Origin of the sequence: Nonomuraea sp. NPDC004580 (assembly GCF_040609855.1) — a bacterium.
Lineage (GTDB): Bacteria > Actinomycetota > Actinomycetes > Streptosporangiales > Streptosporangiaceae > Nonomuraea > Nonomuraea salmonea.
Map to the genome: position 1 here is coordinate 1 of NZ_JBEXLH010000052.1, position 26,616 is coordinate 26,616.

General features: G+C 71.7%; 29 protein-coding genes. 16 read left to right on the forward strand and 13 right to left on the reverse strand.

Annotated elements, in window-relative coordinates; all coding sequences use genetic code 11:
- The 6 genes from ABZW11_RS35390 to ABZW11_RS35415 all read left to right on the forward strand — a co-directional run.
- Positions 1-236 (forward strand): hypothetical protein (locus ABZW11_RS35390; RefSeq protein WP_355427006.1); only part of this gene is annotated, 236 nt, incomplete at its 5' end.
- A 42-nt stretch (positions 237-278) separates the two neighbouring features.
- Positions 279-1,208 carry a lipoyl synthase gene (lipA, locus tag ABZW11_RS35395; RefSeq protein WP_355427008.1) on the forward strand — a complete coding sequence of 310 codons (930 nt, stop codon included), beginning with the start codon at positions 279-281 and terminating at the stop codon, positions 1,206-1,208.
- A 202-nt stretch (positions 1,209-1,410) separates the two neighbouring features.
- Positions 1,411-2,289: an alpha/beta fold hydrolase gene (locus ABZW11_RS35400; protein WP_355427011.1), complete on the forward strand. Its 879-nt coding sequence runs from the start codon at positions 1,411-1,413 to the stop codon at positions 2,287-2,289.
- Positions 2,289-2,420, forward strand: a complete 132-nt coding sequence (locus ABZW11_RS35405; RefSeq protein ID WP_355427014.1) for a hypothetical protein — start codon at positions 2,289-2,291, stop codon at positions 2,418-2,420. The genes ABZW11_RS35400 and ABZW11_RS35405 overlap by 1 nt, the downstream gene beginning before the upstream one ends.
- A 107-nt stretch (positions 2,421-2,527) precedes the next feature.
- Positions 2,528-3,208 carry a DUF4191 domain-containing protein gene (locus tag ABZW11_RS35410; protein ID WP_355427017.1) on the forward strand — a complete coding sequence of 227 codons (681 nt, stop codon included), beginning with the start codon at positions 2,528-2,530 and terminating at the stop codon, positions 3,206-3,208.
- Positions 3,208-3,981 carry a class I SAM-dependent methyltransferase gene (locus ABZW11_RS35415; RefSeq protein ID WP_355427020.1) on the forward strand — a complete coding sequence of 258 codons (774 nt, stop codon included), beginning with the start codon at positions 3,208-3,210 and terminating at the stop codon, positions 3,979-3,981. The genes ABZW11_RS35410 and ABZW11_RS35415 overlap by 1 nt, the downstream gene beginning before the upstream one ends.
- A 110-nt stretch (positions 3,982-4,091) precedes the next feature.
- Here ABZW11_RS35415 and ABZW11_RS35420 read toward each other — a convergent pair whose 3' ends face one another.
- A complete protein-coding gene (locus tag ABZW11_RS35420) occupies positions 4,092-4,553 on the reverse strand; it encodes an RDD family protein (protein WP_355427023.1) in 462 nt (153 codons plus the stop codon).
- Between the two features lie 78 nt (positions 4,554-4,631).
- On the opposite strand from ABZW11_RS35420, the gene ABZW11_RS35425 reads away from it, so the two are divergent.
- The 4 genes from ABZW11_RS35425 to ABZW11_RS35440 all read left to right on the forward strand — a co-directional run bounded on the left by ABZW11_RS35425 (position 4,632) and on the right by ABZW11_RS35440 (position 8,050).
- Entirely contained in the window at positions 4,632-5,666 is a 1,035-nt protein-coding gene (locus ABZW11_RS35425; RefSeq protein WP_355427026.1) for a hypothetical protein, read from the forward strand.
- 126 nt (positions 5,667-5,792) lie between these two features.
- The gene (gene glnA / locus ABZW11_RS35430) at positions 5,793-7,217 is read left to right on the forward strand and encodes a type I glutamate--ammonia ligase (RefSeq protein ID WP_345400843.1); all 1,425 of its coding nucleotides are present in this window, start codon (positions 5,793-5,795) and stop codon (positions 7,215-7,217) included.
- A gap of 135 nt (positions 7,218-7,352) precedes the next feature.
- A complete protein-coding gene (locus ABZW11_RS35435) occupies positions 7,353-7,739 on the forward strand; it encodes a hypothetical protein (protein ID WP_355427029.1) in 387 nt (128 codons plus the stop codon).
- A 113-nt stretch (positions 7,740-7,852) separates the two neighbouring features.
- Positions 7,853-8,050, forward strand: a complete 198-nt coding sequence (locus ABZW11_RS35440; RefSeq protein ID WP_355427032.1) for a DUF5708 family protein — start codon at positions 7,853-7,855, stop codon at positions 8,048-8,050.
- Here the strand turns inward: ABZW11_RS35440 and ABZW11_RS35445 are convergent.
- The 7 genes from ABZW11_RS35445 to ABZW11_RS35475 all read right to left on the reverse strand — a co-directional run bounded on the left by ABZW11_RS35445 (position 8,047) and on the right by ABZW11_RS35475 (position 13,615).
- Positions 8,047-8,739: a phenylalanine--tRNA ligase beta subunit-related protein gene (locus ABZW11_RS35445; protein ID WP_355427035.1), complete on the reverse strand. Its 693-nt coding sequence runs from the start codon at positions 8,737-8,739 to the stop codon at positions 8,047-8,049. The genes ABZW11_RS35440 and ABZW11_RS35445 overlap by 4 nt on opposite strands.
- Positions 8,740-8,803: 64 nt before the next feature.
- Positions 8,804-9,328, reverse strand: coding sequence for a GNAT family N-acetyltransferase (locus ABZW11_RS35450; protein ID WP_355427038.1), 525 nt, complete (start codon positions 9,326-9,328; stop codon positions 8,804-8,806).
- Between the two features lie 5 nt (positions 9,329-9,333).
- Complete coding sequence (locus tag ABZW11_RS35455) at positions 9,334-10,098, reverse strand: amino acid ABC transporter ATP-binding protein (RefSeq protein ID WP_355427041.1); 765 nt, start codon at positions 10,096-10,098, stop codon at positions 9,334-9,336.
- The gene (locus tag ABZW11_RS35460; protein ID WP_355427043.1) at positions 10,095-11,006 is read right to left on the reverse strand and encodes an amino acid ABC transporter permease; all 912 of its coding nucleotides are present in this window, start codon (positions 11,004-11,006) and stop codon (positions 10,095-10,097) included. Before ABZW11_RS35460 ends, ABZW11_RS35455 begins: the two co-directional genes overlap by 4 nt.
- Positions 11,003-11,923, reverse strand: a complete 921-nt coding sequence (locus ABZW11_RS35465) for an ABC transporter substrate-binding protein (RefSeq protein ID WP_355427046.1) — start codon at positions 11,921-11,923, stop codon at positions 11,003-11,005. The genes ABZW11_RS35460 and ABZW11_RS35465 overlap by 4 nt, the downstream gene beginning before the upstream one ends.
- Complete coding sequence (locus ABZW11_RS35470) at positions 11,916-12,725, reverse strand: deaminated glutathione amidase (protein ID WP_355427049.1); 810 nt, start codon at positions 12,723-12,725, stop codon at positions 11,916-11,918. The genes ABZW11_RS35465 and ABZW11_RS35470 overlap by 8 nt, the downstream gene beginning before the upstream one ends.
- Complete coding sequence (locus ABZW11_RS35475; RefSeq protein ID WP_355427052.1) at positions 12,722-13,615, reverse strand: hypothetical protein; 894 nt, start codon at positions 13,613-13,615, stop codon at positions 12,722-12,724. Before ABZW11_RS35475 ends, ABZW11_RS35470 begins: the two co-directional genes overlap by 4 nt.
- Before the next feature lie 154 nt (positions 13,616-13,769).
- Here ABZW11_RS35475 and ABZW11_RS35480 point away from each other — a divergent pair, with 154 nt between their 5' ends.
- On the forward strand, positions 13,770-15,119 hold the full coding sequence (locus ABZW11_RS35480; protein WP_355427056.1) for an aminotransferase class I/II-fold pyridoxal phosphate-dependent enzyme: 1,350 nt from the start codon (positions 13,770-13,772) through the stop codon (positions 15,117-15,119).
- On the opposite strand, the gene ABZW11_RS35485 is transcribed toward ABZW11_RS35480, so the two are convergent.
- Together ABZW11_RS35485 and ABZW11_RS35490 are read right to left on the reverse strand one after the other, a co-directional pair.
- Positions 15,103-16,134 (reverse strand): hypothetical protein, encoded by a 1,032-nt coding sequence (locus ABZW11_RS35485; RefSeq protein WP_355427059.1) that lies wholly within the window; start codon positions 16,132-16,134, stop codon positions 15,103-15,105. The genes ABZW11_RS35480 and ABZW11_RS35485 overlap by 17 nt on opposite strands.
- A 62-nt stretch (positions 16,135-16,196) precedes the next feature.
- Positions 16,197-19,124 (reverse strand): bifunctional [glutamine synthetase] adenylyltransferase/[glutamine synthetase]-adenylyl-L-tyrosine phosphorylase, encoded by a 2,928-nt coding sequence (locus ABZW11_RS35490; RefSeq protein ID WP_355427062.1) that lies wholly within the window; start codon positions 19,122-19,124, stop codon positions 16,197-16,199.
- An 85-nt stretch (positions 19,125-19,209) separates the two neighbouring features.
- Here ABZW11_RS35490 and ABZW11_RS35495 point away from each other — a divergent pair, with 85 nt between their 5' ends.
- Positions 19,210-19,779 carry an HXXEE domain-containing protein gene (locus ABZW11_RS35495; protein ID WP_355427065.1) on the forward strand — a complete coding sequence of 190 codons (570 nt, stop codon included), beginning with the start codon at positions 19,210-19,212 and terminating at the stop codon, positions 19,777-19,779.
- Here the strand turns inward: ABZW11_RS35495 and ABZW11_RS35500 are convergent.
- Positions 19,766-20,476: a type 1 glutamine amidotransferase gene (locus tag ABZW11_RS35500; RefSeq protein ID WP_355427068.1), complete on the reverse strand. Its 711-nt coding sequence runs from the start codon at positions 20,474-20,476 to the stop codon at positions 19,766-19,768. The genes ABZW11_RS35495 and ABZW11_RS35500 overlap by 14 nt on opposite strands.
- Positions 20,477-20,527: 51 nt before the next feature.
- On the opposite strand from ABZW11_RS35500, the gene ABZW11_RS35505 reads away from it, so the two are divergent.
- The gene (locus ABZW11_RS35505; RefSeq protein WP_355427070.1) at positions 20,528-21,382 is read left to right on the forward strand and encodes an alpha/beta hydrolase; all 855 of its coding nucleotides are present in this window, start codon (positions 20,528-20,530) and stop codon (positions 21,380-21,382) included.
- Positions 21,383-21,497: 115 nt separating this feature from the next.
- On the opposite strand, the gene ABZW11_RS35510 is transcribed toward ABZW11_RS35505, so the two are convergent.
- Positions 21,498-22,223, reverse strand: coding sequence for a hypothetical protein (locus tag ABZW11_RS35510; protein WP_355427073.1), 726 nt, complete (start codon positions 22,221-22,223; stop codon positions 21,498-21,500).
- Between the two features lie 511 nt (positions 22,224-22,734).
- Here ABZW11_RS35510 and ABZW11_RS35515 point away from each other — a divergent pair.
- Complete coding sequence (locus ABZW11_RS35515; RefSeq protein WP_355427076.1) at positions 22,735-23,370, forward strand: ATP-binding protein; 636 nt, start codon at positions 22,735-22,737, stop codon at positions 23,368-23,370.
- 15 nt (positions 23,371-23,385) lie between these two features.
- Here the strand turns inward: ABZW11_RS35515 and glnA (ABZW11_RS35520) are convergent, their stop codons facing one another.
- A complete protein-coding gene (gene glnA / locus ABZW11_RS35520) occupies positions 23,386-24,747 on the reverse strand; it encodes a type I glutamate--ammonia ligase (RefSeq protein WP_355427079.1) in 1,362 nt (453 codons plus the stop codon).
- Positions 24,748-24,902: 155 nt separating this feature from the next.
- On the opposite strand from glnA (ABZW11_RS35520), the gene ABZW11_RS35525 reads away from it, so the two are divergent.
- Both ABZW11_RS35525 and ABZW11_RS35530 read left to right on the forward strand, forming a co-directional pair.
- Positions 24,903-25,448 (forward strand): hypothetical protein, encoded by a 546-nt coding sequence (locus ABZW11_RS35525; protein WP_355427082.1) that lies wholly within the window; start codon positions 24,903-24,905, stop codon positions 25,446-25,448.
- Positions 25,449-25,528: 80 nt separating this feature from the next.
- Positions 25,529-26,593, forward strand: coding sequence for a terpene synthase family protein (locus ABZW11_RS35530; protein ID WP_355427084.1), 1,065 nt, complete (start codon positions 25,529-25,531; stop codon positions 26,591-26,593).
- Positions 26,594-26,616: the final 23 nt, after the last annotated feature.

Consider the following 26,616-nt stretch of genomic DNA (forward strand, 5'->3'; position numbering starts at 1 on the left):
ACGAGCAGGCGGCCGGCGGGCGCTACCTGGCGCCGATGCAGGCGGCGGCGCTGCGCGGCGAGAGCGTCGCGGCGATCAGGGCCGCGGCGCTGACCAAGTTCCAGCTCACCGCCGACGGCGTGCTGCCGTCGGCGCCCCCGTCGGAGCTGCTCGGGGTCGAGGAGTCGGAGCGGATCGACGAGGAGCTGGCCGGCCACTACGCGCGGGCCGTGCGCGGGTTCGGGCTCATCTCCTGACCCTGGAACCGGGCGCTTCGCCGGGAGACGTAAGCTGAGAACGTGACCGTTGCTCCTGAAGGCCGAAAGCTCCTCCGCCTGGAGGTGCGTAACGCCGAAACCCCTATCGAGCGCAAGCCCCCGTGGATCAAGACCAAGATGAGGACGGGCCCCGAATACACCGAGCTGAAATCGCTCGTGCGCCGGGAGGGCCTGCACACGGTCTGTGAAGAGGCGGGCTGTCCCAATATCTACGAGTGCTGGGAAGACCGCGAGGCGACCTTCCTGATCGGCGGCGACCAGTGCACCCGCCGCTGCGACTTCTGCCTGATCGACACCGGCAAGCCCCAGGAATACGACCGCGACGAGCCGCGCAGGGTGGCCGAGTCGGTCCAGCAGATGGGTCTCAGGTACGCCACCGTGACCGGCGTGGCCCGCGACGACCTGCCCGACGGCGGCGCCTGGCTCTACGCCGAGACCGCCAGGCAGATCCACGCGCTGCTGCCCGGCTGCGGCGTCGAGCTGCTGGTGCCCGACTTCAACGGCAACCGCGAGCAGCTGGAGGAGGTCTTCTCCAGCAAGCCCGAGGTGTTCGCCCACAACGTCGAGACCGTGCCGCGCATCTTCAAGCGCATCAGGCCGGCCTTCCGCTACGAGCGCTCGCTCGGCGTGCTCAGCGCGGCCCGCGAGGCCGGGCTCGTCACCAAGTCCAACCTGATCCTGGGCATGGGCGAGACGCGCGAAGAGATCGTCGAGGCCATGCGCCACCTCCACGAGGCCGGCACCGACCTGCTGACGATCACCCAATACCTGCGGCCGACGCCGCGCCACCACCCGGTGGAGCGCTGGGTCAAGCCGGAGGAGTTCGTGGAGCTGCAGGCCGAGGCCGAGGCCATCGGGTTCGCCGGCGTGATGTCGGGGCCGCTGGTGCGTTCGTCGTACCGCGCGGGCCGGCTCTACCAGCAGGCCATCGAGGCCAGGCAGACCGCTTGACCCCGTGAGCCCTGTGACGTGAGCCCTGTGACGTGAGCCCCGGGACGGTGTCCCGGGGCTTCCTTCATGCCCGAATGCGGGGCGGGCGCGGCGTGGTTAGCATGTCAGCGCAGCCGACGGAGGGGACGACCCGCATGGCCATCCTGATCCGCACGAGCGATCTGCCGGCCAAGGATCGCCACGAGGCGTGGCGGTCCATCGTGTGCGACACGCTCTGGGCACGGGCGCGCTGGCCGCGCCGCTGCTGCGGCGGGTGGCCGACGACCACGCGACCTACCGTCCCGACAGCGCCGCGCGCCTGGCCACGGTGGCGATGGACCTCATCGGCACCGCCGTGGCCGAGCGCGCCGGCCGTACGGACGCGTTACCCGAGGAGGCGCGGCGGCGCACGCTGCTGCAACAGGCGCACGCCTTCATCGAGGAACGGCTCGGCGACCCCGGGCTCGACCCGGCGGCCATCGCCGCCGCCTGCCACATATCCGTGCGCTACCTGCTGGTCCAGGGCGCCTTCGCGGACCGGAGCGACCCGGTGATGGCGGCGATCGCGGCCGGGCTGTCCCGGTGGTTCACGGTGTACGCCTACGACCGGCGGGGGCGGGGTGACAGCGGCGACACCGCGCCGTACGCGGTCGAGCGGGAGGTCGAGGACCTGGCCGCGGTGATCGGGGCGGCGGGCGGGACGGCCATGGTGTTCGGCGGCTCTTCGGGGGCGGCGCTGGCGCTGGAGGCCGCCGCGGTCACGTCCGCCGTCACGCATCTGGCGGTGTGGGAGCCGCCGTACCACGTGGACGACTCCGCTCCCCCGCTGCCCGGCGACTTCGCGGGACAGCTCGGCGCGCTCGTCGCGGCCGGGCGGCGGGGCGAGGTCGTGGAGCGGTTCATGGTGGAGGCGGCCGAGGTGCCGCTCTCCATGCTGGACGCGATGCGCGGGCATCCGTCCTGGGCCGCCATGGAGGCGGTGGCGCACACGCTGGTGTACGAGGCGGCGGTGCTCGGGCCGGGCAACGCCCTGCCGGCCGCCCGGCTCGCCGGGCTCACTCAACCGACGCTCGTGCTCAACGGAGGCGAGAGCCCGGCCTGATGGCGAACGCGGGCGCGGCGGTGGCGGCCGCGGTGCCGGGGGCGGTACGGCGCGTACTACAGGGCCAGGCGCACAACGTGGCACCGGAGGCGCTGGTCCCCGAACTCCTGGAGTTCTTCGTGGCGGCCTGACCCCGCCGCCTCCCCCTCGCGGTAACCATGAAAATCTAGGTCACAAGGGAAGAACGGCGGGGGTCGCGTTTTCCCTCCCGCACCAGTTGGTTTGTATCCTTCTGAGCATGGCAAAGTCCGAGGACCCAGAGAAGCCGGGGCGCATCAAGCAGCTCCGCATGATCGCGAAGATCATTCAGCAGGCCAACCCCAAGGGTATGCCGATCGTCTTCCTTTCGGCGGTGGGCACGCTGGCGGTGGTCGTCGTGATCGGCCTGGTCACGGACTACTTGTGGTATTCGGTGTTCCTCGGCATCCTGGCCGCGTTCACCGTCGGCCTGGTGGTCTTCGGGCAGCTCGCCCAGAAGGCCCAATATTCGATCCTGCACGGCCAGACCGGCGCGGCCGCGGCCGTGCTGCAGGGCATGCGCGGCAACTGGCAGGTCACCCCGGCCATCGCGGTCAACCGTGACCAGGACATCGTGCACCTCGTGGTCGGCTATCCCGGCGTGGTGCTGGTGTCCGAGGGGCCGGGCAACCGGGTGGCGAAGATGCTCAAGGCGGAGAAGCAGCGCATCTCGCGGGTGGTGCTGGGCGTCGAGATCTACGACGTGCAGTGCGGCGACGGCGAGGGCCAGGTGCCGCTCGGCAAGCTGCAGCGCCACCTGATGAAGCTGCCGCGCAACCTGAAGAAGCCGTCGGTCAACGAGGTGAAGGACCGCCTGCGCTCGCTGCCGCGCAACATGCCGATGCCGAAGGGCCCGATGCCGAAGGGCGCCCGCATCCCGCGCGGCCCCAAGATGCGCTAGTGCTGTCGCCTTCGTCGCGGGCCAGCCGCGGCTGGTGGGACGGCAACGCCGACGACTACCAGGTCGAGCACGGCGGGTTCCTGCGTGACAGCGGCTTCGTGTGGGGCCCTGAGGGGCTCGACGAGGCCGACGCGGGCCTGCTCGGCGACGTGCGCGGGCGGCGGGTGCTGGAGATCGGCTGCGGCGCCGCCCAGTGCGCGCGGTGGCTGGTGACGCGCGGGGCGCGGGTGGCGGCGTTCGACATCTCGCACCGCCAGCTCCGCCACTCCCAGCGCATCGACCTCGACAGCGGCGTCCGCGTCCCGGTGGTGCAGGCCGACGCCGAGCTGCTGCCGTTCGCCGGGGAGGCGTTCGACGTGGCCTGCTCGGCGTACGGCGCGCTGCCGTTCGTGGCCGATCCGCTGGCGGTCTTCCGCGAGGTGCGCAGGGTACTGCGGCCGGGCGGAAGGTTCGTGTTCTCGGTGAGCCACCCGATCAGGTGGGCCTTCCCCGACGATCCAGGGCCGCGGGGGCTGACCTCCGACCGCTCCTACTTCGACCGCTCCCCTTACGAGGAGCGCGACGAGCGCGGCACGCTCACCTACGTCGAGCACCACCGCACGATGGCCGACTGGGTCAACCTGCTGGCCGCGTCAGGTCTGACCATCACCGGGCTGGTCGAGCCCGAGTGGCCCGAGGGGCACGAGCGGGTGTGGGGCGGCTGGAGCCCGCTGCGCGGCCGGCACCTGCCCGGCACCGCCATCTTCAGCTGCGCGCGAACGCGGCCTGGGTGAGGCGGTTCTCCTTCGCGCAGTGCCCGCATCGGGCACACGTGCGGGAGGGGCCGGCGGGAACCGTCCCGGGTAAGAATGCACACCCGGTACGGTTTTTCACCGAGGAGGCGTCACATGCGGACGACGACCGTGTTGGACACGCGGTCGTGCACGCCGCGGTGGTCGCGGTCCCAGATGACGGCGGGCACGGCCAGGGAGAGCAGCACCGTCCGCACGAGGACGGGCAGCCAGCGCGGGTCGCGGCCGTCCATCGCGGCGATCCTGACGCCCATGAGCCGGTGGCCGAACGTCTGCCCCATGAAGCCGACGAGCAGCAGATATTGAACGGCGAACACCAGCGCGGGCGCCCACGGCGACTCGGCCGGGTTCATCCTGAGCAGCAGCTGGACGACCACCCACGTGCAGATCATCCAGTCGATGACGAGCGCGCCGATCCTGCGCCCCCATCCGGCCACCGACCCGCTGCCCTCCTGGGGCAGCCCCAGACGCTCTCCCGGGTAGCCGAGATCGACCCCCGCGGCGCGGACGCCGCCCAGCCAGGTCTGCGTCCACCGAGGCTCCTTGCTGCTCATGCACTCCACGGTAGCCGCACGCGGGGCCGGTCCGAATTGTGACCCGAGCACGTCGCGAGATCGGCCAAGATAGTCCTCATGCCACATGGAGATGACCTTGATCAGCGCTTCACCGACGTCGTCGGACAGATCGGCCCCGAGCAGCAGCGCGAGATGAGCGCGGCGGCGAAGAGGGGCGCCAGGGCGTCACGGCACGCCATGAACCCCGAGCCCGAGCCCTTACGCCGCGAGCCCGGCTGGGACGAGCCGGAGCCGCCACGGCGCAGGGCGAGCGCGGCGTGGTGGGCGGGCGCCGTGCTGTCGGTGGTGATCCTGGTGGGCTGGGTCGTCGTGGAGTTCCGCCCCGACCTGGTCCCCTTCACGGGCGTGGTGCCCGAGGAGACCACGGCCGTCCGGGGCCCGGTGAAGGAGAACGGCGCGTCCGATGCGGCCGTGAGCGACTCCGCCGAGCCGTTCAAGGGCTCGCCGGCCGAGAAGTGGCCGACCGGCGCCGCCGGGTTCGTCATGCCGCCCGCCGAGGCGATCGGCGGGCTGTCGAAGCAGGACGTCGCCAGGGGCCTGGCGCGGACGCGCAAGCTGCTGGCCGGGGCGTACCTCGACAGGAAGATGATGGTGGGCGGCCGGCCCACGGCGTTCACGCGGCAGCTGCACCCCGAGCAGCGGGCGAACTTCCGCAAGGACGGCGCGGCCACCTGGTTGCCGATCTTCGCGCCGAAGACCGCCGAGTTCGCGTCCACGGTGATCAAGGTGAAGGGCCGGACGACGATCTCGGAGTACAAGGAGGACGGGCGGACCGGCGCCAAGCTCAGCACGAAATACCTCATCGCGTACGCGATCCAGCGGCCTGGCCAGCCCGGTTCGGCCATCCGGCTGGTCGCCGAGCACGAGGGCGCGGTGACGGTCTACCGCCAGGACGGCGAGCTGGTGGTCTGGGCCGACGAGTGGGGCGCGGGCTTCGCGCCGGCCCGGTGCGACGTGGACGACGACTACATCCACCCCATGTACGCCGACTCTCCGGCGGATCTGACGGTGCCGGACGGCAAGGTCGACGATCCGTACGCGCTGGACGACACGCCGGACGACGGGGAGTGCCAGACCGTCGAGGGGACGTGAGCGGCCCCCCGCAGGCCCTGTGATCAGGCAGACCGCGCGTAACACGTGCGAAACAATCGGGACACCGTACGGAAACGGCCACGCCCTAGCGTCGCCATGATGGCCAGTCCTCAGGGAGGTTCGAGAGTGTTCAACTCCGCCGACGACGTCCTGAAGTTCATCAGTGACGAAGGGGTGCAGTTCGTCGATGTCAGGTTCACCGACCTGCCGGGGACGACGCACCACTTCACCTTCCCGGTCGAGAACTTCAGTGCGAGTGTCTTCACCGACGGACTCATGTTCGACGGCTCGTCGATCCGCGGCTTCCAGCAGATCCACGAGTCCGACATGCTCCTTCTGCCCGACCCGTCCAGCGCCGTGCTCGACCCGTTCCGTCAGCACAAGACGCTCAACCTCAACTTCTTCGTGCACGACCCGCTGACGGGCGAGGCCTACAGCCGCGACCCGCGCAACGTCGCACGCAAGGCGGAGGAATACCTCAAGGGCACGGGCATCGCCGACACGGTCTACTTCGGCCCCGAGGCCGAGTTCTACATCTTCGACGACGTGCGCTTCGAGACGAAGCAGAACGCCGGCTACTACTACATCGACTCCATCGAGGGCGCCTGGAACACCGGCAAGGCCACCGAGGGCGGCAACCTCGGCTACAAGCCGCGCTACAAGGGCGGCTACTTCCCGGTGCCGCCGATGGACCACTTCACCGACCTGCGCTCCGAGATGGTCCGCAACCTCATCGAGGCCGGCATCGAGGTCGAGATGCAGCACCACGAGGTCGGCACGGCCGGGCAGGCGGAGATCGACTTCAAGTTCGGCACGCTGCTCAAGACGGCCGACAACCTCATGCTCTACAAGTACGTCATCAAGAGCACGGCGCTCGAATACGGGCACACGGTGACGTTCATGCCGAAGCCCATCTTCGGTGACAACGGCTCCGGCATGCACTGCCACCAGTCGCTGTGGAAGGACGGCTCGCCGCTCTTCTACGACGAGGTCGGCTACGCGGGCCTGTCCGACACCGCCCGCTACTACATCGGCGGCCTGCTCAAGCACGCCGCGTCGCTGCTGGCGTTCACCAACCCGACGGTCAACTCCTACCACCGTCTGGTGCCGGGCTACGAGGCTCCGGTCAACCTGGTCTACTCCCAGCGCAACCGGTCGGCCTGCGTCCGCATCCCGATCACGGGCTCCAACCCGAAGGCCAAGCGCATCGAGTTCCGGGTGCCCGACCCGTCGTGCAACCCGTACTTCGCGTTCTCGGCCATGCTGATGGCCGGCATCGACGGCATCCGCAACAAGATCGAGCCGCCGGAGCCGGTCGACAAGGACCTCTACGAGCTGCCGCCGGAGGAGGCGCGCCAGGTGCCGCAGGTGCCCGGCTCGCTGCCCGAGGTGCTCGCCGCCCTGGAGGCCGACCACGACTACCTGCTCGAGGGCGGCGTGTTCACGCCTGACCTGATCGAGACGTGGGTGTCGTACAAGCGGGAGAACGAGGTCGACCCGATCCGCCTCCGCCCGCACCCGCACGAGTTCGAGCTCTACTACGACGTGTAGACACGCGGCTCCTTCAGAACGGCCCGGCATCGCCTTCCGATGCCGGGCCGTTCTCGTGTCACGGAAACGCCGAGGAAACAGGCCGTCCCTTTTCCTGTCCTGTGGAACGTCCGAACAGGCAGGAAAGGGAATCACATGGCATTCACCAGGTCGGCCGCCGTCACCGCCGTCGCCGCCGTCGCCACTCTCACCCTCGTCACGCCGGCGACCTCCCTCGCCGCGACGAGCTCATCCACGACGAGCTCGTCCGCGGCGAGCTCATCCGCGACGACGGCGAAGCAGGCCGCGGCGGTCATCTGCCCGATGGAGGTCGTCAGGAGCACCCGGCGCCACTTCCCGACGAGGACCGGGTGGGACTGGAGCAACTTCTTCAGGAAGGGCAGCACGGTCAGGATCTACCAGGGCGAGACCCGCAAGATCGCCGACGGGCTCGTCGTCGTGAAGACGACGACGGTGGTGGGCGGCACGCGCTTCTGGGTGGAGCAGCGCGACATCACCCAGGCCGGCGCCTGCATGTCCTAGCCGCGCGGGTCAGCCGAAAGATGTAGGGCGATCTCCCACAGCGGCAGGAGGTCGCCCGGACGGTGCCTGACTAGGCTTTTCGCCAAGATCCGTACGCGATGCAAGGACTGCCCATGACTTCTGCCCGGAAGACACTGTTCACCGGTTCGCTCACCTTCGTGGCAGGGCTGGCGCTCTGGTTGTTCGGGCTCGACGAGGAGATCGTCATCTTCACCCCGTCCAAGATCGGCGTCGTCCTGATGGTCCTCGGCGGCCTGGAGACGCTGTACGGGGTCTACAAGCTCAGACGGCCCGAGGACGCCGCCCGTTAGGCGGTGAAGGCCGGGGAGGTCGGCGTGAGGAGGGCCGACTTCGGGGTGACGGGCCAGAGGGTGGTGAGCTCGGTCGTCAGCGTGGACAGCAGATGCGTCAGGTCGGCTTCGGCCGTTTCGTGCAGGGCTTCGGCGATGATCAGGACGGTCGAGGTCTCGTCGCGGACGGCCGAGAGGCCGCTCTGGCGGTTGGTCCAGCGGCGGGCGTGGGCGCGGCCCTCGGCGTCGGCGAAGACGACCTCGCCCGCGGGCGGGTGCTCCGTCTCGCCGGCGAAGGTGAGGTACGTCTCGTCGCCCTTGGCGTAGCGGACCTCGATGGAGCCGGCGATCTTCGAGACGTCGAAGACCGCGATCGGGACGGCGTACGCGATCGACAGGGCGTTGCACAGGTCGATCAGGGGGTGGAGGGACGGGAGCGCGCCCTCCTTCCTGTAGCGGCGCAGCAGCGACTCCGACGCGCACCTGTACTGCGTGGGCTTGAGCCCCATGCGGGAGAAGGCGCGGCGCCATGCCCGGATCTCCGGCAGGTCGCTCTCGGAGGCGGTGGCGAGCCTGGCTGCGGCGCGTTCGGCGTGGACGGCCACACGGTCCTTGACGGAGACGTCCGGCGTGATGCCTTCGGCGTACAGGGCCATGGGGACGAGGGCCGGGAAGTCGGTCCAGATGGCGGCTGAATGCTGGAAGCGCATCGATCCTCACTCCGCTGGAAGGCTGCCGGGGTCGTTTCCCGGCAGCCTATAGCGGGCCGCGCCGTCATCGGTGCAGGCGGTACAGGACGTGGCGGAGGATGGGGCTGTCCTTCGGGAGGCTGGGGTGGTCGAAGTCCTCGGCCGGGTCGCGGGTCATGCCGAGGCGTTCCATGACCGAGCGCGAGCGCCGGTTCTGGACGGCCGTCATCGAGATGATGTCGTCCAGACCGGCCTCCTCGAAGGCGTAGCGGCTGGCACGCCTGGCGGCCTCGATGGCGTAGCCGTGTCCCCAGGCGGAGCGGGCCAGCCGCCAGCCGATCTCGACGGCGGGCAGGAAGGGCGCGTCGAAGGTCTGCAGCGCCAGCCCGGTGAACCCGATGAACCGGCCGCTGTCACGCAGTTCGAGCGCCCAGAGGGAGTAGCCGCGCTCGTCGAACTGCCGCTCGATCCGATCCACGAAGGCGTCGCTCTCCTCGCGGGTCATCAGGGCGGGGAAGTGCTCCATGACCTCGGGGTCGGCGTTCATGGCGGCGAAGGGTTCTTTGTCCTCCTCGCGCCATCGGCGCATGATCAGCCGTTCTGTCTCCATTTGATCTACAGTACGCGGCTGAGGAACGCCTTGGTCCGCTCGCTGCCGGGGTTGTCCAGCACCTCGGCGGGGGTGCCGGACTCGACGACCACTCCCCCGTCCATGAACACCACCCGGTCGGCCACCTCGCGGGCGAAGCCGATCTCGTGGGTCACCACGATCATGGTGAGCCCGTCCTCGGCCAGGCCCTTCATGGTGGCCAGCACCTCGCCGACCAGCTCGGGGTCGAGGGCGCTGGTGGGCTCGTCGAACAGCATGAGCTTGGGCCGCATGGCGAGCGCCCTGGCGATCGCGACGCGCTGCTGCTGACCGCCGGAGAGCTGGCGGGGGTAGCTGCCCGCCTTGTCCTCCAGGCCGACGCGGCGCAGCAGCGCGTGCGCGCGTTCCCTGGCCTGCTCGCGCGGCTCGCTGCGGACGCCGACGGGGGCCTCCATGACGTTCTGCAGCACGGTCATGTGCGGGAAGAGGTTGAACTGCTGGAAGACCATGCCGATCTCCCTGCGCTGCCGGGTGATGTCGCGCTTGCGCAGGTGGCGGACCTTGCCGCCGCGCGCCTCGAAGCCGATCAGCTCACCGTCCACGTGGATGGCGCCGCCGTCGATGGTCTCCAGGTGGTTGACGCAGCGCAGGAACGTGGACTTGCCGGAGCCGGACGGCCCGAGGACGACCACGACCTCGCCGGCCTGGACGTCGAGGTCGATGCCCTTGAGCACCTCCAGGTGGCCGAAGTGCTTGCGTACGGCGCGGGCGTGCACCATGGGCATGCTCATGAGGACACCTCCGTGGGACGGCGGCGGCGGAAGGTCGCGAAGGCCCAGAAGCTCTGCGGCGCGTTCCTGGTGGCGCCGCGCGCGTAGTGGCGCTCGATGAACGACTGGCCGACGTACAGGATCGAGGTGATGATCAGGTACCAGACGCACGCGACGATCAGCAGCGGGATGGTCTGGAAGGTGCGGTTGTAGATGGACTGCACGGTGTAGAGCAGGTCGGCCAGCGCGATGACGCTCACCAGCGAGGTCGCCTTGAGCATACTGATGACCTGGCTGCCGGTGGGCGGGATGATGAAGCGCATGGCCTGGGGCAGCACGATGCGGCGGAAGGTGCGGCCGTTGCTCATGCCGAGCGCGGCGGCGGCCTCGCTCTGGCCGGGGTCGACGGACATGAGGCCGCCGCGGATGATCTCCGCCATGTACGCGCCCTCGTTCAGCCCGAGCCCCAGGATGGCGGCCAGGAGGGGCGTGATGAGCACGTTGGTGTCGGCGGTGACGAACTCGGGCCCGAACGGGATGCCGAAGGAGATCTCCGGCAGCAGGTACGACAGGTTGTACCAGAGCACGAGCTGCACGAGCACCGGCGTGCCGCGGAAGAACCAGACGTAGAGCCCGCAGGCGGCGCGGGCGACGGGGTTCTCCGACAGGCGGCCGACGGCCAGCAGCACGCCCAGCGCCACGCCGACCGTCATGGCGATGACGGTGAGCAGCAGCGTGGTGAAGATGCCCTGGCCGATGATCTGCGCGTTGACGTAGCTGCCGACGACGTCCCACTGGAAGTTGGGGTTGGTGACCAGCAGGCTGACGAGCTGGGCGGCGAGGACGAGCAGGACGACCGAGGCGACCCAGCGCAGCGGATGGCGGGTGCGCGCGGCGCCCGCGACGTCGATCTCGGGGAGTTGGGTCATGATTTCGCCAGGTTGACGCCGGCCTGGTCCAGCTTGTTGTCGCTGGTCTTCCACTTGGCCATGATCCTGTCGTAGGTGCCGTTGTCCATGAGCTGCTGGAAGGCGTCCTTGAGCACGTCGCGCAGCGGCGAGCCCTTGGCCACGACGGCGCCCTGGTAGAGGTCGTCGAAGCCGTTGGGCCGGCCCTTGCCGGCCAGCTCCAGCTTGCCGCCGGCCTGGTCGACGAAGTACGTGAGCGGCGCCTGGGAGGAGAAGAACGCGTCCGCGCGGCCCGAGCTGACGGCCAGCACGGAGGTCGGCTGGTCCTTGTACGACTGCACGGTGATCTTCGGCTTGCCCTCCTTGACGCAGGCCGCCGACTGCCCCTTGATCACCGCCTCGGCGGAGCCGCCGGCCATGACGGAGATCTTCAGCCCGCACGTGTCGGCGACCGAGCCGATGCCGTCGGGGTTGCCCTTGGGCACGGCGAAGACGACGTACTCCTTCACCCAGTCGATGAAGTCGTTGGCCTTCTGCCGGTCGGGGAAGTCGCCGACGGGGCCGATGGCGAAGTCGTAGCGGCCGGAGGCGATGCCGGTCAGCGAGCTGGGCAGGCCGTCCACGGTGACGTGCTCGATCTTGACGCCGAGCACCTGGCCGAGCGCGTCGGCCATGTCGGCGGCGGCGCCGGTCAGCGACCTGCCGTCGGGGCCGGCGATCTCGTACGGCGGGAACGAGCCGTTGTTGACCGAGACCAGCTTGCCGGCCTGCTTCACCTTGTCGGGCAGCCGGTCGTGCAGGGCCTGGTCCTTGGTCTGGGCGGCGGCGGAGCTCTGTCCTGCGGGCTCCAGCACGCCCTCGGCCTCCGGGGGGTTGGCGCCGCAGCCGGCCAGCAGGAGTGCGGCGGTGGCGAGCAGCGCGGTCGCGTGCTTAGACATGCGGCTCCAATCGCGGGTCCACGGCGAAGCGCCGGTTCTCGAGGACGGGCAGCGTCGTGCGGGCGGCTTCCAGCTCGGCGGCGGAGGCGTCGGACCACAGCAGTCCTGGCGCGTCGCCGAGGCGGGCCCTGGTGATGCCGAGCGGGTCGACGATCATGCTGGCGCCGATGTTGCGGCGGCCGCACTCGCCGGACGCGGCGACGTAGCAGGTGTTCTCCAGGGCTCGGGCGGTCACCATGACCTCCCAGTGCCATTCCTTGGCCGGGCCGCGCACCCAGGCGGCAGGCAGTGCGAGCACCTGGGCGCCCTGGTCGGCGAGCAGCCTCGCCATCTCGGGGAAGCGCACGTCGTAGCAGGTCATCAGGCCGACCTTCCAGCCGGCGACGTCGATGACGACGGGCGCGTTCACGCCGGGGACGACGTTGTCGGACTCGCGGCGGCCGAAGGCGTCGTACAGGTGGAGCTTGACGTACGTGCCGGCGATCTCGCCGTCCCTGGCGGCGACGAGCACGTTGGAGACGCGGCCGTCGGGGGCGGGCACGTGCACGCCCGCGATCACGGTGGTGGACGAGCCGCGGGTGTGCTCGACCAGGCCGGTGACGAACGGGCCGTCCAGGGGCTGGGCGGCCTCGCGGATGCGTACCGGCTCGTCCACGAAGAGCGCGAGCGCGCCCTCGGGCAGCACGAGCAGGTCCGCCCCGCCGGCCACGGCGCCGTCGATCAGCTCCTTGCAGGTCTTGAGGTTGGCGGTCCAGTCCTCGGCCGAGGCGAACTGGCCCACGGCGATTCTCAGGCCGGTCATGCGGCGAAGACCTCCTCGGCTTCGATGCGGCGGTTCGCGATGCCCTGGGCGTGCAGTTCGGCGCAGAACGCGGCGACCATGGCGGCGTTGGGGGCGGCGCCGTACGGCATCCAGTCGGCGCCGAAGGTGGCGGCCGTGCCGGTGAGGTCGGCGAGCAGCCACGGCGTGGTGTCGGCGAGCAGGCGGCGGCGGGCCAGCCAGTGCCGCTTGGAGCGCTCGAACAGCTCCGTCACGGCCTGCGGCAGCCACGGGTTCCGCTCGACGCTCTCGCGCTTGAGCGTCACCAGGTGGATGCCGGGCACGAAGCCGGTCCGCCGGTAGTAGGCCAGCTCGGCGGCGCGGTGGTCGGGCAGCAGGTGGCGGAAGCGGCTTTCCGGGGTGAAGAACTCCTCCGGCATGAACGGGGTCATGATGGCGTCGTAGCGGCCCTCGGCGAGCCCTTCGGCCAGGCCGTCGTCGGTGAGCGAGACGTTGCAGGGGAACGGCACGGGGCCGACGCGGTCCTTGCCGGTCTCCCCCGCGACGAGCGGGCCGACCGTCCAGGTGACGCCGGCCAGGTCCACGCCCTCGGCGCGCAGCAGAGCGCGGGTCCAGGTGTTGCCGGAGTCGGGCCAGCCGGTGAGCCCGATGCGGGCGCCCTTCAGCTGCCCGAGCGCGGTCAGGTCGCTGCCGCGGCGGACGAGCACGCAGCGGTGGCGGAACCCGCGCATCACGAACACGGGCAGGCCCACGAGCCGGTCGTCGCCCGCGGCGCGGCCGAGCACGTACCGGCTGAAGGAGGTCTCGCCGCCGTCGAGATCGGGCTCGCTGAGCACGTCCGGCGTGACGGCCCTGGAGTCGAGGTCCAGCTCGAACCCCTCGGCCCGGACGGCGCCGGTGACGATCGGCACGAGATGGTCCCAATCTCGCAGAGCAAGGCGAATGGTCGCCACAAATCCCCCAAACAGTACGTACTTGCCGTTAATAGCCACAGACCATATGTTCAGCGGAGCAAACTGCACAAGAAGATCTTTGTTGCTGAACAAAGATTTACAGGGGGACAAAGTGGACGCCTCATGGCTGGCGCAGCGCATCGGGGACCCGAGCGCACGGGGCATCGCCGCCGCCCTGACCGACCTCATCAGGGAGGGGACGGTGACGGCGCAGACGCGCCTGCCCACGGTCCGCGGCCTGGCCAGGGAGCTGGGCGTCAGCTCGGGCACGGTCGCGGAGGCCTGGTCCGAGCTGCGCAGGCACGGCATGATCAGGACCGACCGGCGGCGCGGCACGGTGGTGCTGGGCCCGCCCGACGTGCCGCGCCCCATCCGGTACGAGCGCCTCGGTCACTGGGGCGACCGCCTGGCCATCGACCTGACCATCGCCTCCCCCGACACGGCGCTGCTGCCGCCGCTGGAGGCCGCGCTGGCCGCCGCCGCCCGCGCCGACGGGCTCAACGACTACGCCCGCGCGACGATCACCCCGCGCCTGCGCGCCGCCGTGGAGCCCACCTGGCCGTTCGAGGCGCAGAGCTGGCTCGCGGTCGGCGGCGGGTACGAGGCCGTGCAGCTGCTCTGCCAGACGGCGGCGCTGCCCGGCGACCGCATCGCCATCGAGGAGCCGACCGGGGCGCGGCTGCTGGACATCCTGGAGACGATCGGCGTCCAGATCGTCCCGGTCGCCTGCGACGAGGAGGGGCCTTTGCCCGGCGCGCTGGCCAAGGCGCTGAAGGCGCGGCCGGTGGCGTTCGTCTACCAGCCGCGCGGGCAGTCGCCGTGCGGGCACGCGGTCACGCCGGAGCGCTCGGCGGAGCTGGCGGCGCTGCTGGAGCCCGCCAAGACGCTCATCGTGGAGGACGACGGCATCGGCGAGCTGTCGGTGTCGCCGATGGTCAGCATGGGGACGCGCTTCCCCGGCCGTACGGTGCTGGTCCGGTCGTACTCTAAGTCGCACGGCCCCGACCTGCGCATCGCGGTCATCGGCGGCGCGGCCGACGCGGTCGAGCGGGTCCGGGTGCTGCGCAGCTTCGGCACCGGCTGGACCAGCAGGATCCTCCAGGACGCGCTGGCCCACCTGCTCGGCGACCCGGACGTGGAAGCGCGCGTGGCGCACGCCCGCGAGGTCTACGCGGGGCGGCGCGCGCGGCTGGCCGCGGAGCTGGCGGCGCGCGGCGTGCGCACCGGCGGCGGCGACGGGCTGGTGCTCTGGGTGCCGGTACGCGACGAGCCCGCCGCCCTGGTCACGCTGGCCGCGCACGGCATCTCGGTCGCCCCGGGCAGCCGGTACGTGATCGACCAGACCGCCCGGCCCCACCTGCGCCTGGCGACGGCCCGGCTCACCGACGACCCGGCGGAGCTGGCCGAGCTGGCCGACGTCGTCGCGCTGGCCGCCGGGCGCGGGGTCAGCGCCGCGACCTGATGCCGGTGATGCGGCGCAGCACGTCCCACCAGAACGGCGCGCCGAACAGCAGCGCCACGTACGTCAGCAGGAAGCCGGGCCAGTGGCTGGGCGCGCTGACCCGCTCCCACCAGGCGGCGCCGTTCCAGCGCACGTCGGGCTCGCCCTCGGCCGGGATCGAGACGCTGACCAGCGCGTGGCCCATCAGCTTGACCAGCGCCGGCCGGCTGAGCGTCTCGGTCACGCACGGCACCGGGTCGCCGCCGGTGCACAGCTGCTTGAGCTCGTCGTACGCGCCCTGCCCCGTCCCCGCCACGGCGCTCACCGAGGCGCGGTAGGCGTTGTCGCGCAGCAGCGTCTTGGCGTACTCCAGCCCGTCCATGCTGAACAGCAGCGTCACCGCGACGCCCAGCGCGGCCACGACCCACTTGACGTAGCGCCTGTAGAGCATCGACAGGCGCTGCATCTCGCCGTCGAACCAGGTCTCGACGCCGCGCCTGAACCGGTCGAGGTCGCCCTGCGCGGCCTCCCAGACGCCCTTGAGGTGGCCGTAGAGGGGGCTGTTCATCTGCCTGAGCCGGGCCAGGAAGCCTTCGACGTCGCCGTTCTCGGCCATCAGCTCCATGACGGCCACCGCGAACCTGGCGGGCGGGATCTCGGCGATGCTCGTCCTGCCCCGCTTGGCGTGGTCGATCTCCCTGACCCGCTCGTACAACAGGTTGATCATGGAGGCGCCGGTGCCCGTCTCGGGGAGCTCGCCGGCGCTGGCGGGCGCGGGCCTGTCGCTGTGGACGGGCCGCGGGTCACGGGCGAACGGCATCGCCCTGAACACGTCGAGCACCTTGGCGGGCAGCCACGAGCCCTTGGGGCCGGCGCCGTCCATGGTGTCTCTGAGGTAGGCCCACAGGAACTTGCTGCGGATGGACAGCACCCGCACGGCGGCCTCGTTGAGCCCGCTCACCAGCAGCGACAGCAGCAGGAACGCCACGACCAGGCCGAGGGCGAGGTCCACGTAAACGGATAACACGGCCGCCATGAAACACCCCTGGGCGTGACAGCGCAATGACGCAGCGCATCACAGGTTACGTGAAATGCTGATCAACCGCCGTAGAAGACGCGATCCACCACCTTGCGGGCGCGGCGGGTGACCCGGCGGTAGTCGTCGAGGAAGTCCTCGGAGCCGTCGGGCGGGTAGCCGAGTGTGCGGGCGACCTGCCTGCGCTCGGCGGTGTCCTTCGGAACGCTGTCGCCGGGCCGGCCCTTGACCAGCATCATCGCGTCGCGGACGCGGGAGGCGAAGCGCCATGCCTCGGCCAGCACCTCCTCGTCCTCCGGCGCGAGCAGGTCCTCCGCCACGGCCGCGCGCAGCGCCTCCAGCGTGCGCGTGGTGCGCAGCGGCGGCAGCCGGCCGGCGTGCTGGAGCTGCAGGAGCTGCGCCACCCACTCCACGTCGGACAGCCCACCGGGGCCGAGCTTGGTGTGCAGGGCGGGGTCGGCGCCGCGCGGCAGCCGCTCGGCCTCCATGCGCGCCTTCAGCCGCCTGATCTCCCTGACCGCGTCGCCGCTCAGCCCGTCGCGCGGGTAGCGCAGCTCGTCGATCATGGCGGTGAACGCCGCGCCCAGCTCCGCGTCGCCCGCCGAGAACCTGGCCCGCAGCAGCGCCTGCGCCTCCCACGGCGACGACCAGCGCGCGTAGTAGGCGCGGTAGGAGGCGAGCGTGCGCACCAGCGGGCCCTGCCGGCCCTCAGGGCGCAGGTCGGGGTCGATGAGCAGGGGCGGGTCCGGCGCGGGCAGCGACAGCAGCCTGCGCACCTCGTTGGCCGCGGCGAACGCGGCGTCGGTGGCCGTGCGCTCGTCGACGCCGGGCAGCGGCGAGTGCACGAACATCACGTCGGCGTCGCTGGCGTAGGAGCACTCCATGCCGCCGAGGCGGCCCATCGCGATGATCGTGAACGAGGTGACCTCACGCGCCTTGCCGAGCGCCGCGTCGAGCGCCGCCTGGAGGGTCACGTCGTTGAGCCGCGACAGCGCGGTGCCGACGGTCTCGATGTCGATGAGGCCGGAGATGTCGGCCACGGCCGTGCGGAACAGCTCTTTGCGCCGCAGCGCGCGCACCGCGGTGACGGCGGTCTCGGGGTCGCCGGCGTGCCGGGAGACGGCGGCCGACGCCTCGCCGAGCAGCGAGTCGGGCGGGCGCGGGGTCAGCTCGCCGTCGGAGCCCAGCATGGCGACCGCGTCGGGGGCGTGCATGAGCAGGCCGGTGGCGTACCGGCTGGTGCCGAGCACCCGCGCCATCCTGGCCGCCACCGCGGTCTCGTCGCGCAGCAGCCGCAGGTACCACGGCGTGGTGCCCAGCTTGTCGCTGACCTGCCGGAACCCGAGCAGCGCCGCGTCGGGGTCGGGCGTGTCGGCGAACCAGCCGAGCATCACCGGCAGCAGCGTGCGCTGGATCGCGGCCCGCCGCGAGACCCCGGTGGACAGCGCGGCGATGTGGCGCAGCGCGCCGGTGGGATCGACGTAGCCGAGCGCCTCGAGCCGGGCCGCGGCGGCCGAGGCGGACAGCCGCGCCTCCGACTCGGGCAGCCGCGCCACGGCCTCGAGCAGCGGCCGGTAGAACAGCTTCTCGTGCAGCCGCCTGGCCTCCATCGCGTGGCGGCGCCAGCGGGTGGTGAACTCCCCCACCGGGTCGGCCTGCATGCCGAGCGCCCGCCCCAGGCGGCGCAGGTCGGCCTCGTCGGTGGGCACGACGTGGGTGCGGCGCATCCGGTGCAGCTGCAGCAGGTGCTCGACCTGGCGCAGGAACGTGTACGCCTCGGCGAGCGAGCGTGAGTCCTCGCGGCCGACGTAGCCGCCGCGGGAGAGCGCCGCCAGCGCGGGCAGCGTGGCCCTGCGGCGCAGCAGCGGGTCGAGCCTGCCGTGGACGAGCTGGAGCAGCTGCACCGCGAACTCTATGTCGCGCAGCCCCCCGGGACCGAGCTTGAGCTCCCGGTCGCCCTCGGCGCGCACGTGGGCCTCGACCCTGCGGCGCATGGCCTGGACGTCCTCCACGAAGTGCTCGCGGGTGGCCGCCGACCAGACCATGTCGTTGACGGCCGCGACGTAGGCGGCGCCCAGCTCCAGGTCGCCCGCCACCGGCCTGGCCTTGAGCAGCGCCTGGAACTCCCAGGTCTTGGCCCAGCGGCGGTAGTAGGCCAGGTGGCTCTCCAGCGTGCGGACCAGCGGCCCTGAGCGGCCCTCGGGCCGCAGCCCCGCGTCGACCTCCCACAGCGAGCCCTCGGACGTGGTGGTGGTGCAGCCGCGCATCATGGCCTGGGCCAGGCGGGTGGCCGTGCGCAGCGCCTTGGCCTCGTCGGCGCCCTCTCTGGGCTCGGCCACGAAGATCACATCGACGTCGCTGATGTAGTTGAGCTCTCTCGCGCCGCACTTGCCCATGCCGATGACCGCGAGGCGGACGTCTTGCGCGCCGGCCTCCGTACGCGCGACCGCCAGCGCCGCTTCCAGCGCGGCGCCCGCGAGCTCGGACAGCTCGGAGGTGACGTCCTGCAGCCCGAGCCGGCCGGTGAGGTCGCGGGCGGCGAGGTGGGCGAGCCGGCCGCGGTAGGCCACCCGCAGAGCCGTGAGCGCGTCGTGGCCGCCGCTCTCCGCACGCGGCTCGCTCTCGCCCGGCTCCGCGCCGACGGCGCGCAGCAGCTCGGCCCTGGGGTCGCCGAGGCGGTCCTCCGCCAGCATCGCGACGTGGGAGGGGTGGCGGACGAAGTGGTCGCCGAGCGCCGCGCTGACGCCCAGCACCGCCAGCAGGCGGCTGCTCAGCCGCTCGTCGTGGCGCAGGGTGCCGAGGATCGCGGGCTCGCGCTCGATCAGCCGGATGAGCGAGACCAGCGCCTGGTCGGGGTCGGCGACGGCGACCAGGGCCTCCAGGATGTCGTCGAGGTCGGCAGGGGACTGACGGATCAGCTGGGCGGCCCTGGCGCCGTCGGCGAAACCGAGTTTGGCGAGCCGGGCCGCGGTGGATTCGATCCTGGGCACCCTTCCATCTTGACAGCTCCCGCTTGATCGGCCGTAGCATGCGAACGCAACGTTGCGTTGCGTTTCGCTTTTTCGGGAGGGTGTCATGAGCGGGGATTCCGGGCGCGTGCCCGCAGGGGTGGCCTGGGGGCTGCTGGGGGCCTGGGTGGTGCACGACGCCGAGGAGCTGGTCACGATGGCGCGGTGGACGCGGGAGGCGCGGCCCCTGCTGGAGTCCCGCTTCCCCGGGGTGCCGTGGGAGCGGCTGGAGGTGTCGCAGGCGCACGCCGCCACGGCCATCGGGCTCATGGGCGCGGTCGTGGCGGGCGCGGCGGCGATGGGGGCGCGCACGGGCGGGCACAGCCCCTCCTTTCAGGCCGCGCTCGCCGGGTTCGGGGTGCACGGGGCGGTGCATCTGGCGCAGGCGGCGCTGTTCAGGGGCTACACGCCGGGCGTGGTGACCGCTCCCCTGGTGGTGCTCCCGTACGCGGTGTGGGCCTGGCGGCGGCTCAGGGCCGCCGGGGTACCGGCGACGTCGAAGCCGAGCGGCCTCCTGGCGCTCCCCCTGGTGCTGGCCGGCGTGCACGCCCTGGCCCACGCCCTGACGAGCCGCCGGCGCCGCCGACACCGCCGCCCGAGCCGACCGGCCCCGAGCCCTCGGCTCAGGAGCTCCTGACCACGTCGCCGAAGGCCTCCGCCACCGGGCGCCACGTTCTCACCAGGGCGGGTTCTGCGGCCTTCACCTCGGCGTTCAGGTCCTCGGCGCCATAGCCCTGGGCGCTCAGGCCGCCGGCGGGGTCGTCGCCTTCCGGCTGGGCCGTCCAGGCGGCGAAGATCTCGGGAGTGGCCTCCGGGTGGAACTGGACCGCCCAGGCCGCCTCTCCGAGGCGGTAGCCCTGGTGCGGGTAGCGGGCGCCGGTGAGCAACGGCACCGCGCCGTCGGGCAGGCGGGTCATAGCGTCCTGGTGGTACTGGACGGCCACCGCCCGCTCGCCCACTTCCCCGAACAGGCGGTCGGAGGCGGCGGCGGGCAGCGTGGTCACCTCGCAGGCGCCGACCTCCAGCCCGGCGGCGCCGCGCTCGACGGTGCCGCCGCAGGCCATGGTGAGCAGCTGCGCGCCCAGGCAGATCGCGAGCGTGGGCGTGCCCTCGTCCACGGCGCGCCGCAGCAGGTCGCGGGTGGCGGGCTGCCAGGGGCTGCGCTCGTCCTCCCAGGCCGCCGCCGCGCCGCCGAGCACGATGAGCCCGTCCGCTGCGCGTACGGGCACCTCCTCCCCGAGGTACGGGCGCACGACGTCGCAGGGGACGCCGAGCCAGCCGGAGAGGTACCCGAGACCGGCTTCGGCCTCGTGTTCGATGACCGTGATCCGCATGTCGTCAATTATCCGGCTTGTCGTGAGATGTCCGGTCCCTATGCTCCCCTCATGACAGTCGAATTCGATGAGGTGGACGGGCAGCGGATCGCCACGTTCGGCACGGGCCCGCGCAAGATCGTCGCGGTGCACGGCATCACGGCCTCGCTGATGGCGTGGGCCACGGTCGGGAGGCGGCTGCCCGACGGCTGGTCGCTGGTGGCCATGGACCTGCGCGGGCGCGGGCACAGCGCGTCCCTGCCGGGCCCGTACGGGCTGCCCAGGCACGCCGAGGACGTGCTGCGGGTGGCCGAGCACGTCGGCGCAGGCCCCGACGCGGTGCTGACCGGCCACTCCATGGGCGCGTACGTGGCCGCGCTGGCCGCCGAGCAGCGGGCGTTCGCCAAGGTCGTGCTGGTGGACGGCGGCCTGCCGCTGCCCCCACTGCCCGACGGCGTGGACCCGGACGCGGCCACCCAGGCCACGCTGGGTCCGGCGCTGGAGCGGTTGCGGCAGACGTTCGCCTCGCCGGAGGCGTACGTGGACTTCTTCAAGGCGCACCCCGCCTTCGCCGGCAACTGGACCTCCGACGTGGAGGCGTACGTGCGGTATGACCTGACCGGGCCCGACGGCGCGCTGACGTCACGGGCGGCCGGGGAGGCGGTGCTGGCGGACGGCCGGTGGATGCGCGTGGAGCGCGACCGCATCGGGGCCGCGCTGGAACGGATCACCGCGCCGCTGGTGCTGCTGAGAGCGCCGCGCGGGCTGCTCGACCAGCCGGTCGGCCTGCTGCCCGACGACCTCGCGAAGCCCTGGATCGAGCGGCTGCCCGGCCTGCGCGACGAGCTGGTGCCCGGCTGCAACCACCACACGATCCTGTTCGACGAGCGCTGCGCGGACATCGTGGCGGCCCGCCTCACGTCCTGACACCCGAGCGGCTCACGGCCCCACCTCCGGGCGGCTCACGCCCCGGGCGCGTCCTGACGCCCGGACCTGCGAAGGGGCCTCCGAGAGGATCTCGAAGGCCCCTTTCACCAGCGGTTCAGCGTGGAGCGATCCAGGTGGCGCGGGCCGCCGCCACCAGCGTGCCGTCCATCTCGTAGATGGCGCTCTGGCCGTAGAGCTTGCGGCCGTCGCGGCCGGTCGGGCGGGCCACCACGGAGTAGCGGCCACCCGGCAGGATCGAGCCGTGGATCTGCACGGCCAGCCGGCCGAGCAGCGCGCTCTCACCCGGGCCGAAGTGGGCCCAGCCGGTGATGCAGTCGAGCACCGCGCCCACGATGGAGGCGGGCACGCCGTCCTCGCCGCTCACCGTGTGCGGCACCCGCCAACCGGCCGCCACCAGGTCGGTGCCTTCCACCGGGCCGGGGAAGATCCGCAGCCCGTCGCCGGGCTCGCGCAGGCCGCAGGCGAAGCACTCGGCGAACGGGTGCTTGCGCAGCCCCGCGAACCCGGCCTCGGCGCGGGCCGCGTCGTTGAACGGCACGAAACCGGGCCCCTCGAGGTCCTCGGCCACCGGGATGGCCTCGACCAGCAGCTTGTCGCCGTGGGAGAGGGAGACGGAGTTGGCCACGTGGTCGAGGCGCAGCTCGGTCTCCAGCGGCGTGGGGGCATGGAGGGTGACCTCGACGGCTGATCGGCTGCCTGATCGGCCACCGTTCAGCGCCTCCTCCATGGTGCCCGCGATCCAGCCGCCGTTGGCGACGCCCACGGGACCGCGGAAGCGCTTGGGAACGGTCAACACGGTCTGCAAGGCAGCCGTCGTCATGCCACACCCTCCTACATCGCCCCACTCGGCGAAAAGTCCGGAAATATCATAAAGAGCAGGCCGATTTTATCGGACGCCCGGTTTATCTGGGGACGGGGGTCCTGGCGGTTGCTCAGTGCTTCTCCATAACGCCTCGAACCGGCCCGAAACTTCCCCGCGCCCGGGGGTACACGACGGTAGAGGCCGCGCATCGCGGGGACGTGTCCCGGGCGTCAGAAGCAACGAAAATCGGCCTCACTCCGAACCGCTCCGGGAGTGAGGCCGATCAAGGCGTCGGGAGTACCTTAACGGGGTTTCCCGGTTGCCGCGTACCAATCCGCCGAATCCGGCGGGGAGCCCGTCAAAGCATGCCGAGCTTGATCCGATCTCCGCAGGTCAGCGCCCTGGCGGACCTTTCGGCGCTCGATGAGGTGCGCGAGTTCGGCCGTAGTCGCAGAGTCTTGAATGCGACGGGCCTATGCTGGCGCGGCGTACATGATCGGCGGGACGAGACGGGGCGGGGGTGGGGAGCGTGCCCGAGGCGATGCTGCGGTACCCGCCCGGGTCCCTGGTCATCCTGACGGGGCTGCCGGGGGCGGGCAAGACCACGCTGCTGCGCCGCCTGTACGGCCTGCACGGCGCCGAGAGCCGGCCCGTGACCGCGGGGACGGTCGTGGTGATCGACTCCGCGCAGTCGCGGCGGCACTGGGACCGCAGGCTCACCTGGGCGCCCTACCCGGTGCGGCGGGCCGTGGTGTTCGTCACCCATGTGAGCCGCATCAGCCGGGCGCTGGCGCGGGGTGCGCCTGTGGTGGCGCACAACCGAGGCTGCGGCCCGTACGTGCTGCGCGGTTTCGCCTGGCTGGCCCGCAGGCACGGCGCGGGCTTCCACCTGCTGCTGCTGGACGCGCCCGCGGAGGAGGCGCTGGCCGGGCAGCGCGCGCGGGGCCGGGTGGTGCCGCCGCGGACGTTCGCCCGCCACCGGCGGCGGGTGGAACGCCTGCTGGCCCGCGTCAAGAGCGGCGACCCGGCCCCCGCGACCGGCGCCCGCATCGTGGACCGGGCACAGGCCGGCCTGCTGAAGGCCATCGTGTTCGACGCGCTCCCGGATGAGCCCGCCCGCCCGGCACGGCGGCGCCCGCCACGCGCCGAGCGGATCGGCGGGTAGCGCGCCCGGATCACCTCAGAGGATCGGCAGGTAGCGGCCGAGCTCGAACTCGGTGACGTGGCGGCGGTATTCGCGCCACTCGCTGCGCTTGTTGCGCAGGAAGAAGTCGAAGACGTGCTCGCCCAGCGTCTCGGCCACCAGCTCACTGCGCTCCATGACCTCGATGGCGTCGTTGAGCGACCCGGGCAGCGGCTGGATGCCCAGGGCGCGGCGCTCGGCGCTGGTGAGGGTCCAGACGTTGTCCTCGGCGGCGGCGGGCAGCTCGTAGCCCTCTTCGATGCCCTTCAGGCCGGCCGCGAGGATGAGCGCGAAGGCGAGATAGGGGTTGCAGGCGGAGTCGAGCGAGCGGAACTCGATGCGGGTCGAGCCGCCCTTGTGCGGCTTGTACATCGGCACCCGGACCAGCGCCGAGCGGTTGTTGTGGCCCCAGCACACGTAGGAGGGGGCCTCGCCGCCCTGCCCCGCGATGGCCTCGGCGCCGCCCCACAGCCGCTTGTAGGAGTTGACCCACTGGTTGGTGATGGCGGTGATCTCGGCGGCGTGCCTGAGCAGGCCCGCGATGAACGAGCGGCCGACCTTGGACAGCCGGTATTCGGAGCCCGCCTCGTAGAAGGCGTTCCTGTCGCCCTCGAACAGCGACATGTGGGTGTGCATGCCGGAGCCGGGGTGCTCGGTGAACGGCTTGGGCATGAACGAGGCCCAGATGCCCTGCTCCAGCGCGACCTCCTTCATGACCAGGCGGAAGGTCATGATGTTGTCGGCCGTGGTGAGCGCGTCGGCGTAGCGCAGGTCGATCTCCTGCTGGCCGGGGGCGCCCTCGTGGTGGCTGAACTCGACGGAGATGCCCATCGACTCCAGCATCATGATCGCCTGGCGGCGGAAGTCGTGGCCCGAGCTGTGGGGGGTGTGGTCGAAGTAGCCGCCCGAGTCGATGGGCTCGGGCCGCTCGCCCGGCTCCGGCCTGCTCTTGAGCAGGAAGAACTCGATCTCGGGGTGGGTGTAGAAGGTGAAGCCCATGTCGGCGCACTTGGCGAGCGTGCGCTTGAGCACCCAGCGCGGGTCGGCGTGGGACGGCGAGCCGTCGGGCATGAGGATGTCGCAGAAGATGCGCGCCGCGCCCGGCGTCTCGCTGCGCCAGGGCAGGATCTGGAACGTCGCGGGGTCGGGCTTGGCCAGCATGTCGGACTCGTAGACACGGGCGAAGCCCTCGATCGCCGAGCCGTCGAACCCGATGCCCTCGGCGAAGGCGCCTTCGAGCTCGGCCGGCGCGATGGCCACGGACTTGAGGAAGCCGAGCACGTCAGTGAACCACAGCCGGATGAACCGGATGTCGCGTTCCTCGAGCGTGCGGAGCACGAACTCCTGCTGACGGTCCACAGCATCCCCTCGTTCGACGATTACCACAGGTCACCTACCAGCATGCCGTGTCCGTGTTTCGCACACGTTACGGGGGTCGCCGGTGCGAGCCTCGCTGACAAAGGCCCCGCCCCGACCTACTGTGATCAACGCAGTCAGTCTCGGGGGAGGCAAGGGTGGCCATCGACCTGCTCAATCACAAGCTCGATCGGGCGTTCGACCACATCGACGCGAACGGCAACGGCGTCGTCGAGCGTGAGGACCTGCTGGGGCTGGGCGCCCGCATCCTGGTGGGCTTCGGCGAGTCCCCCACCTCGGTCACCGGGGCGCGTCTCGTCGAGAGCTTCGACCGCATCTGGTTCACCCTGTCCGACGCGCTCGAACGCGACGGCGACTCCGGCATCGCGCGCCCCGACTTCCTCAAGGGGATGACCGCGGCGTTCGTCAACGGCGAGCACTACGACCCGGTGTTCCGTCCCGCCACGGTCGCGGTGGCGGAGCTGTGCGACGGCGACCGCGACGGCGAGGTCGCGATGGGCGAGTTCCGGACGCTGCTGTCGGCGTTCGGCGTCGCCTACGACGACGTGGACCAGGCGTTCGACCGGCTCGACCGGGAGGCGAGGGGCCTGCTCACGGTGGAGGAGCTGGTCCTCGCCGCCGCCGACTACTACCGCAGCGACGATCCCAACGCGACCGGAAACTGGCTTTTCGGCCCTCTGTGAAGAGCACTGTCAAAAGTGCTGTGAGGAGTACGGCAAGAGACGCAGAACGCGGAGAACGCAGAGAACACGGTGAAGAGCCCATGAAGAGCACAGTCAACAGTCCCTCGGACAGCGGGGAGCCCGCGCCCGCCGACGCGCCGTCGGGCCCACCCGCCGTCCCGTCCGCTGGCCCGTCCGGCACCGTGCTGTCCACGGTGCGGACCGCGCTGCGCACGGCGCTGTCGTCGCTGCTGCCGCTGCCGCGCAGGGGCGGCTCGCCCGCGACGGCGCTGCTGCCGCTGACCGAGCGGGTGCCCGCCATGGCGGCGCCGTGCCGGATGCACCCGGCCGTGTACGCGATCGAGGCCGCCGTCATCGACTGGGCCAGGCGTACGGGCCTGCCCGCCGACCCCGGCGTCGGCTACCACCGGATGGCGGGCCGCGCGTTCGCCGAGTTCGACGCCGCCGCGGCGGCGCTGTTCGCGCAGTGGCTGACCTGGCTGTTCCACCTGGACGACGAGCTGGACGAGCGGTCGGGGCCCCTGGAGGTCTTCCACGGCATGCTCGCGGGCACCGCCCGCCATCCGCTGGAGGCGGCCTTCGCCGACCTGTGGCGGGTGACCAGCGTGCGGATGAGCGACCGGTGGCGGGCCAGGTTCGCGGTGGGGCTGCAGCGCCAGTACGACGCCTGCCGCACCGAGGCCGACAACCGCGCGGCGGGGCGGATGCCGACGATCGAGGAGTACCCGGAGCTGCGCAGGGGCACGGTGGGGCCCTACCTGTACGACCTGGTCGAGCCGTGCCTGCGGGTCGAGGTGCCGGCCTGGGTGCACGAGTCGGAGCCGTGGCGGCTGCTCGTGGACGCCTGCAGCGACGTGACGGCCTGGTGCAACGACGTCGCCTCGCGGCCCAAGGAGCGCGGCGACGTGCACAACTTCGTGGTGCTGGCGATGCGGCAGCTCGGGCTGGGCGAGCGGGCGGCGACGGCCTGGGTTCTGGACCGGATCGCGGCGCGCTGCCAGGACATGCGCCAGGCGGCCAGGCGGCTCCCCTTGGACGACCTGGCGCCCGCCGCGGCGCGGGACGTCAGCAAGGTGGCGTGCGCGTACCTGGCGGCGCCCCGCGCCCACCTGGACTGGCTCCTGGAGTCGAAGCGCTACGCCTGAGCCGCCGGACGCCGGCCCGCGTG

Coding starts and splice junctions, on each gene's coding strand:
- ABZW11_RS35405 (WP_355427014.1), top strand. CDS start 2,289: ATGGCGAACGCGGGCGCGGCGGTGGCGGCCGCGGTGCCGGGGGCGGTA.
- ABZW11_RS35470 (WP_355427049.1), bottom strand. CDS start 12,725: ATGACCGGCCTGAGAATCGCCGTGGGCCAGTTCGCCTCGGCCGAGGAC.
- ABZW11_RS35510 (WP_355427073.1), bottom strand. CDS start 22,223: ATGACGACGGCTGCCTTGCAGACCGTGTTGACCGTTCCCAAGCGCTTC.
- ABZW11_RS35460 (WP_355427043.1), bottom strand. CDS start 11,006: ATGACCCAACTCCCCGAGATCGACGTCGCGGGCGCCGCGCGCACCCGC.
- ABZW11_RS35455 (WP_355427041.1), bottom strand. CDS start 10,098: ATGAGCATGCCCATGGTGCACGCCCGCGCCGTACGCAAGCACTTCGGC.
- ABZW11_RS35505 (WP_355427070.1), top strand. CDS start 20,528: ATGACAGTCGAATTCGATGAGGTGGACGGGCAGCGGATCGCCACGTTC.
- ABZW11_RS35410 (WP_355427017.1), top strand. CDS start 2,528: ATGGCAAAGTCCGAGGACCCAGAGAAGCCGGGGCGCATCAAGCAGCTC.
- ABZW11_RS35530 (WP_355427084.1), top strand. CDS start 25,529: ATGAAGAGCACAGTCAACAGTCCCTCGGACAGCGGGGAGCCCGCGCCC.
- ABZW11_RS35420 (WP_355427023.1), bottom strand. CDS start 4,553: ATGAGCAGCAAGGAGCCTCGGTGGACGCAGACCTGGCTGGGCGGCGTC.
- ABZW11_RS35500 (WP_355427068.1), bottom strand. CDS start 20,476: ATGCGGATCACGGTCATCGAACACGAGGCCGAAGCCGGTCTCGGGTAC.
- ABZW11_RS35440 (WP_355427032.1), top strand. CDS start 7,853: ATGACTTCTGCCCGGAAGACACTGTTCACCGGTTCGCTCACCTTCGTG.
- ABZW11_RS35465 (WP_355427046.1), bottom strand. CDS start 11,923: ATGTCTAAGCACGCGACCGCGCTGCTCGCCACCGCCGCACTCCTGCTG.
- ABZW11_RS35425 (WP_355427026.1), top strand. CDS start 4,632: ATGCCACATGGAGATGACCTTGATCAGCGCTTCACCGACGTCGTCGGA.
- ABZW11_RS35485 (WP_355427059.1), bottom strand. CDS start 16,134: ATGGCGGCCGTGTTATCCGTTTACGTGGACCTCGCCCTCGGCCTGGTC.
- ABZW11_RS35435 (WP_355427029.1), top strand. CDS start 7,353: ATGGCATTCACCAGGTCGGCCGCCGTCACCGCCGTCGCCGCCGTCGCC.
- ABZW11_RS35450 (WP_355427038.1), bottom strand. CDS start 9,328: ATGGAGACAGAACGGCTGATCATGCGCCGATGGCGCGAGGAGGACAAA.
- ABZW11_RS35445 (WP_355427035.1), bottom strand. CDS start 8,739: ATGCGCTTCCAGCATTCAGCCGCCATCTGGACCGACTTCCCGGCCCTC.
- ABZW11_RS35495 (WP_355427065.1), top strand. CDS start 19,210: ATGAGCGGGGATTCCGGGCGCGTGCCCGCAGGGGTGGCCTGGGGGCTG.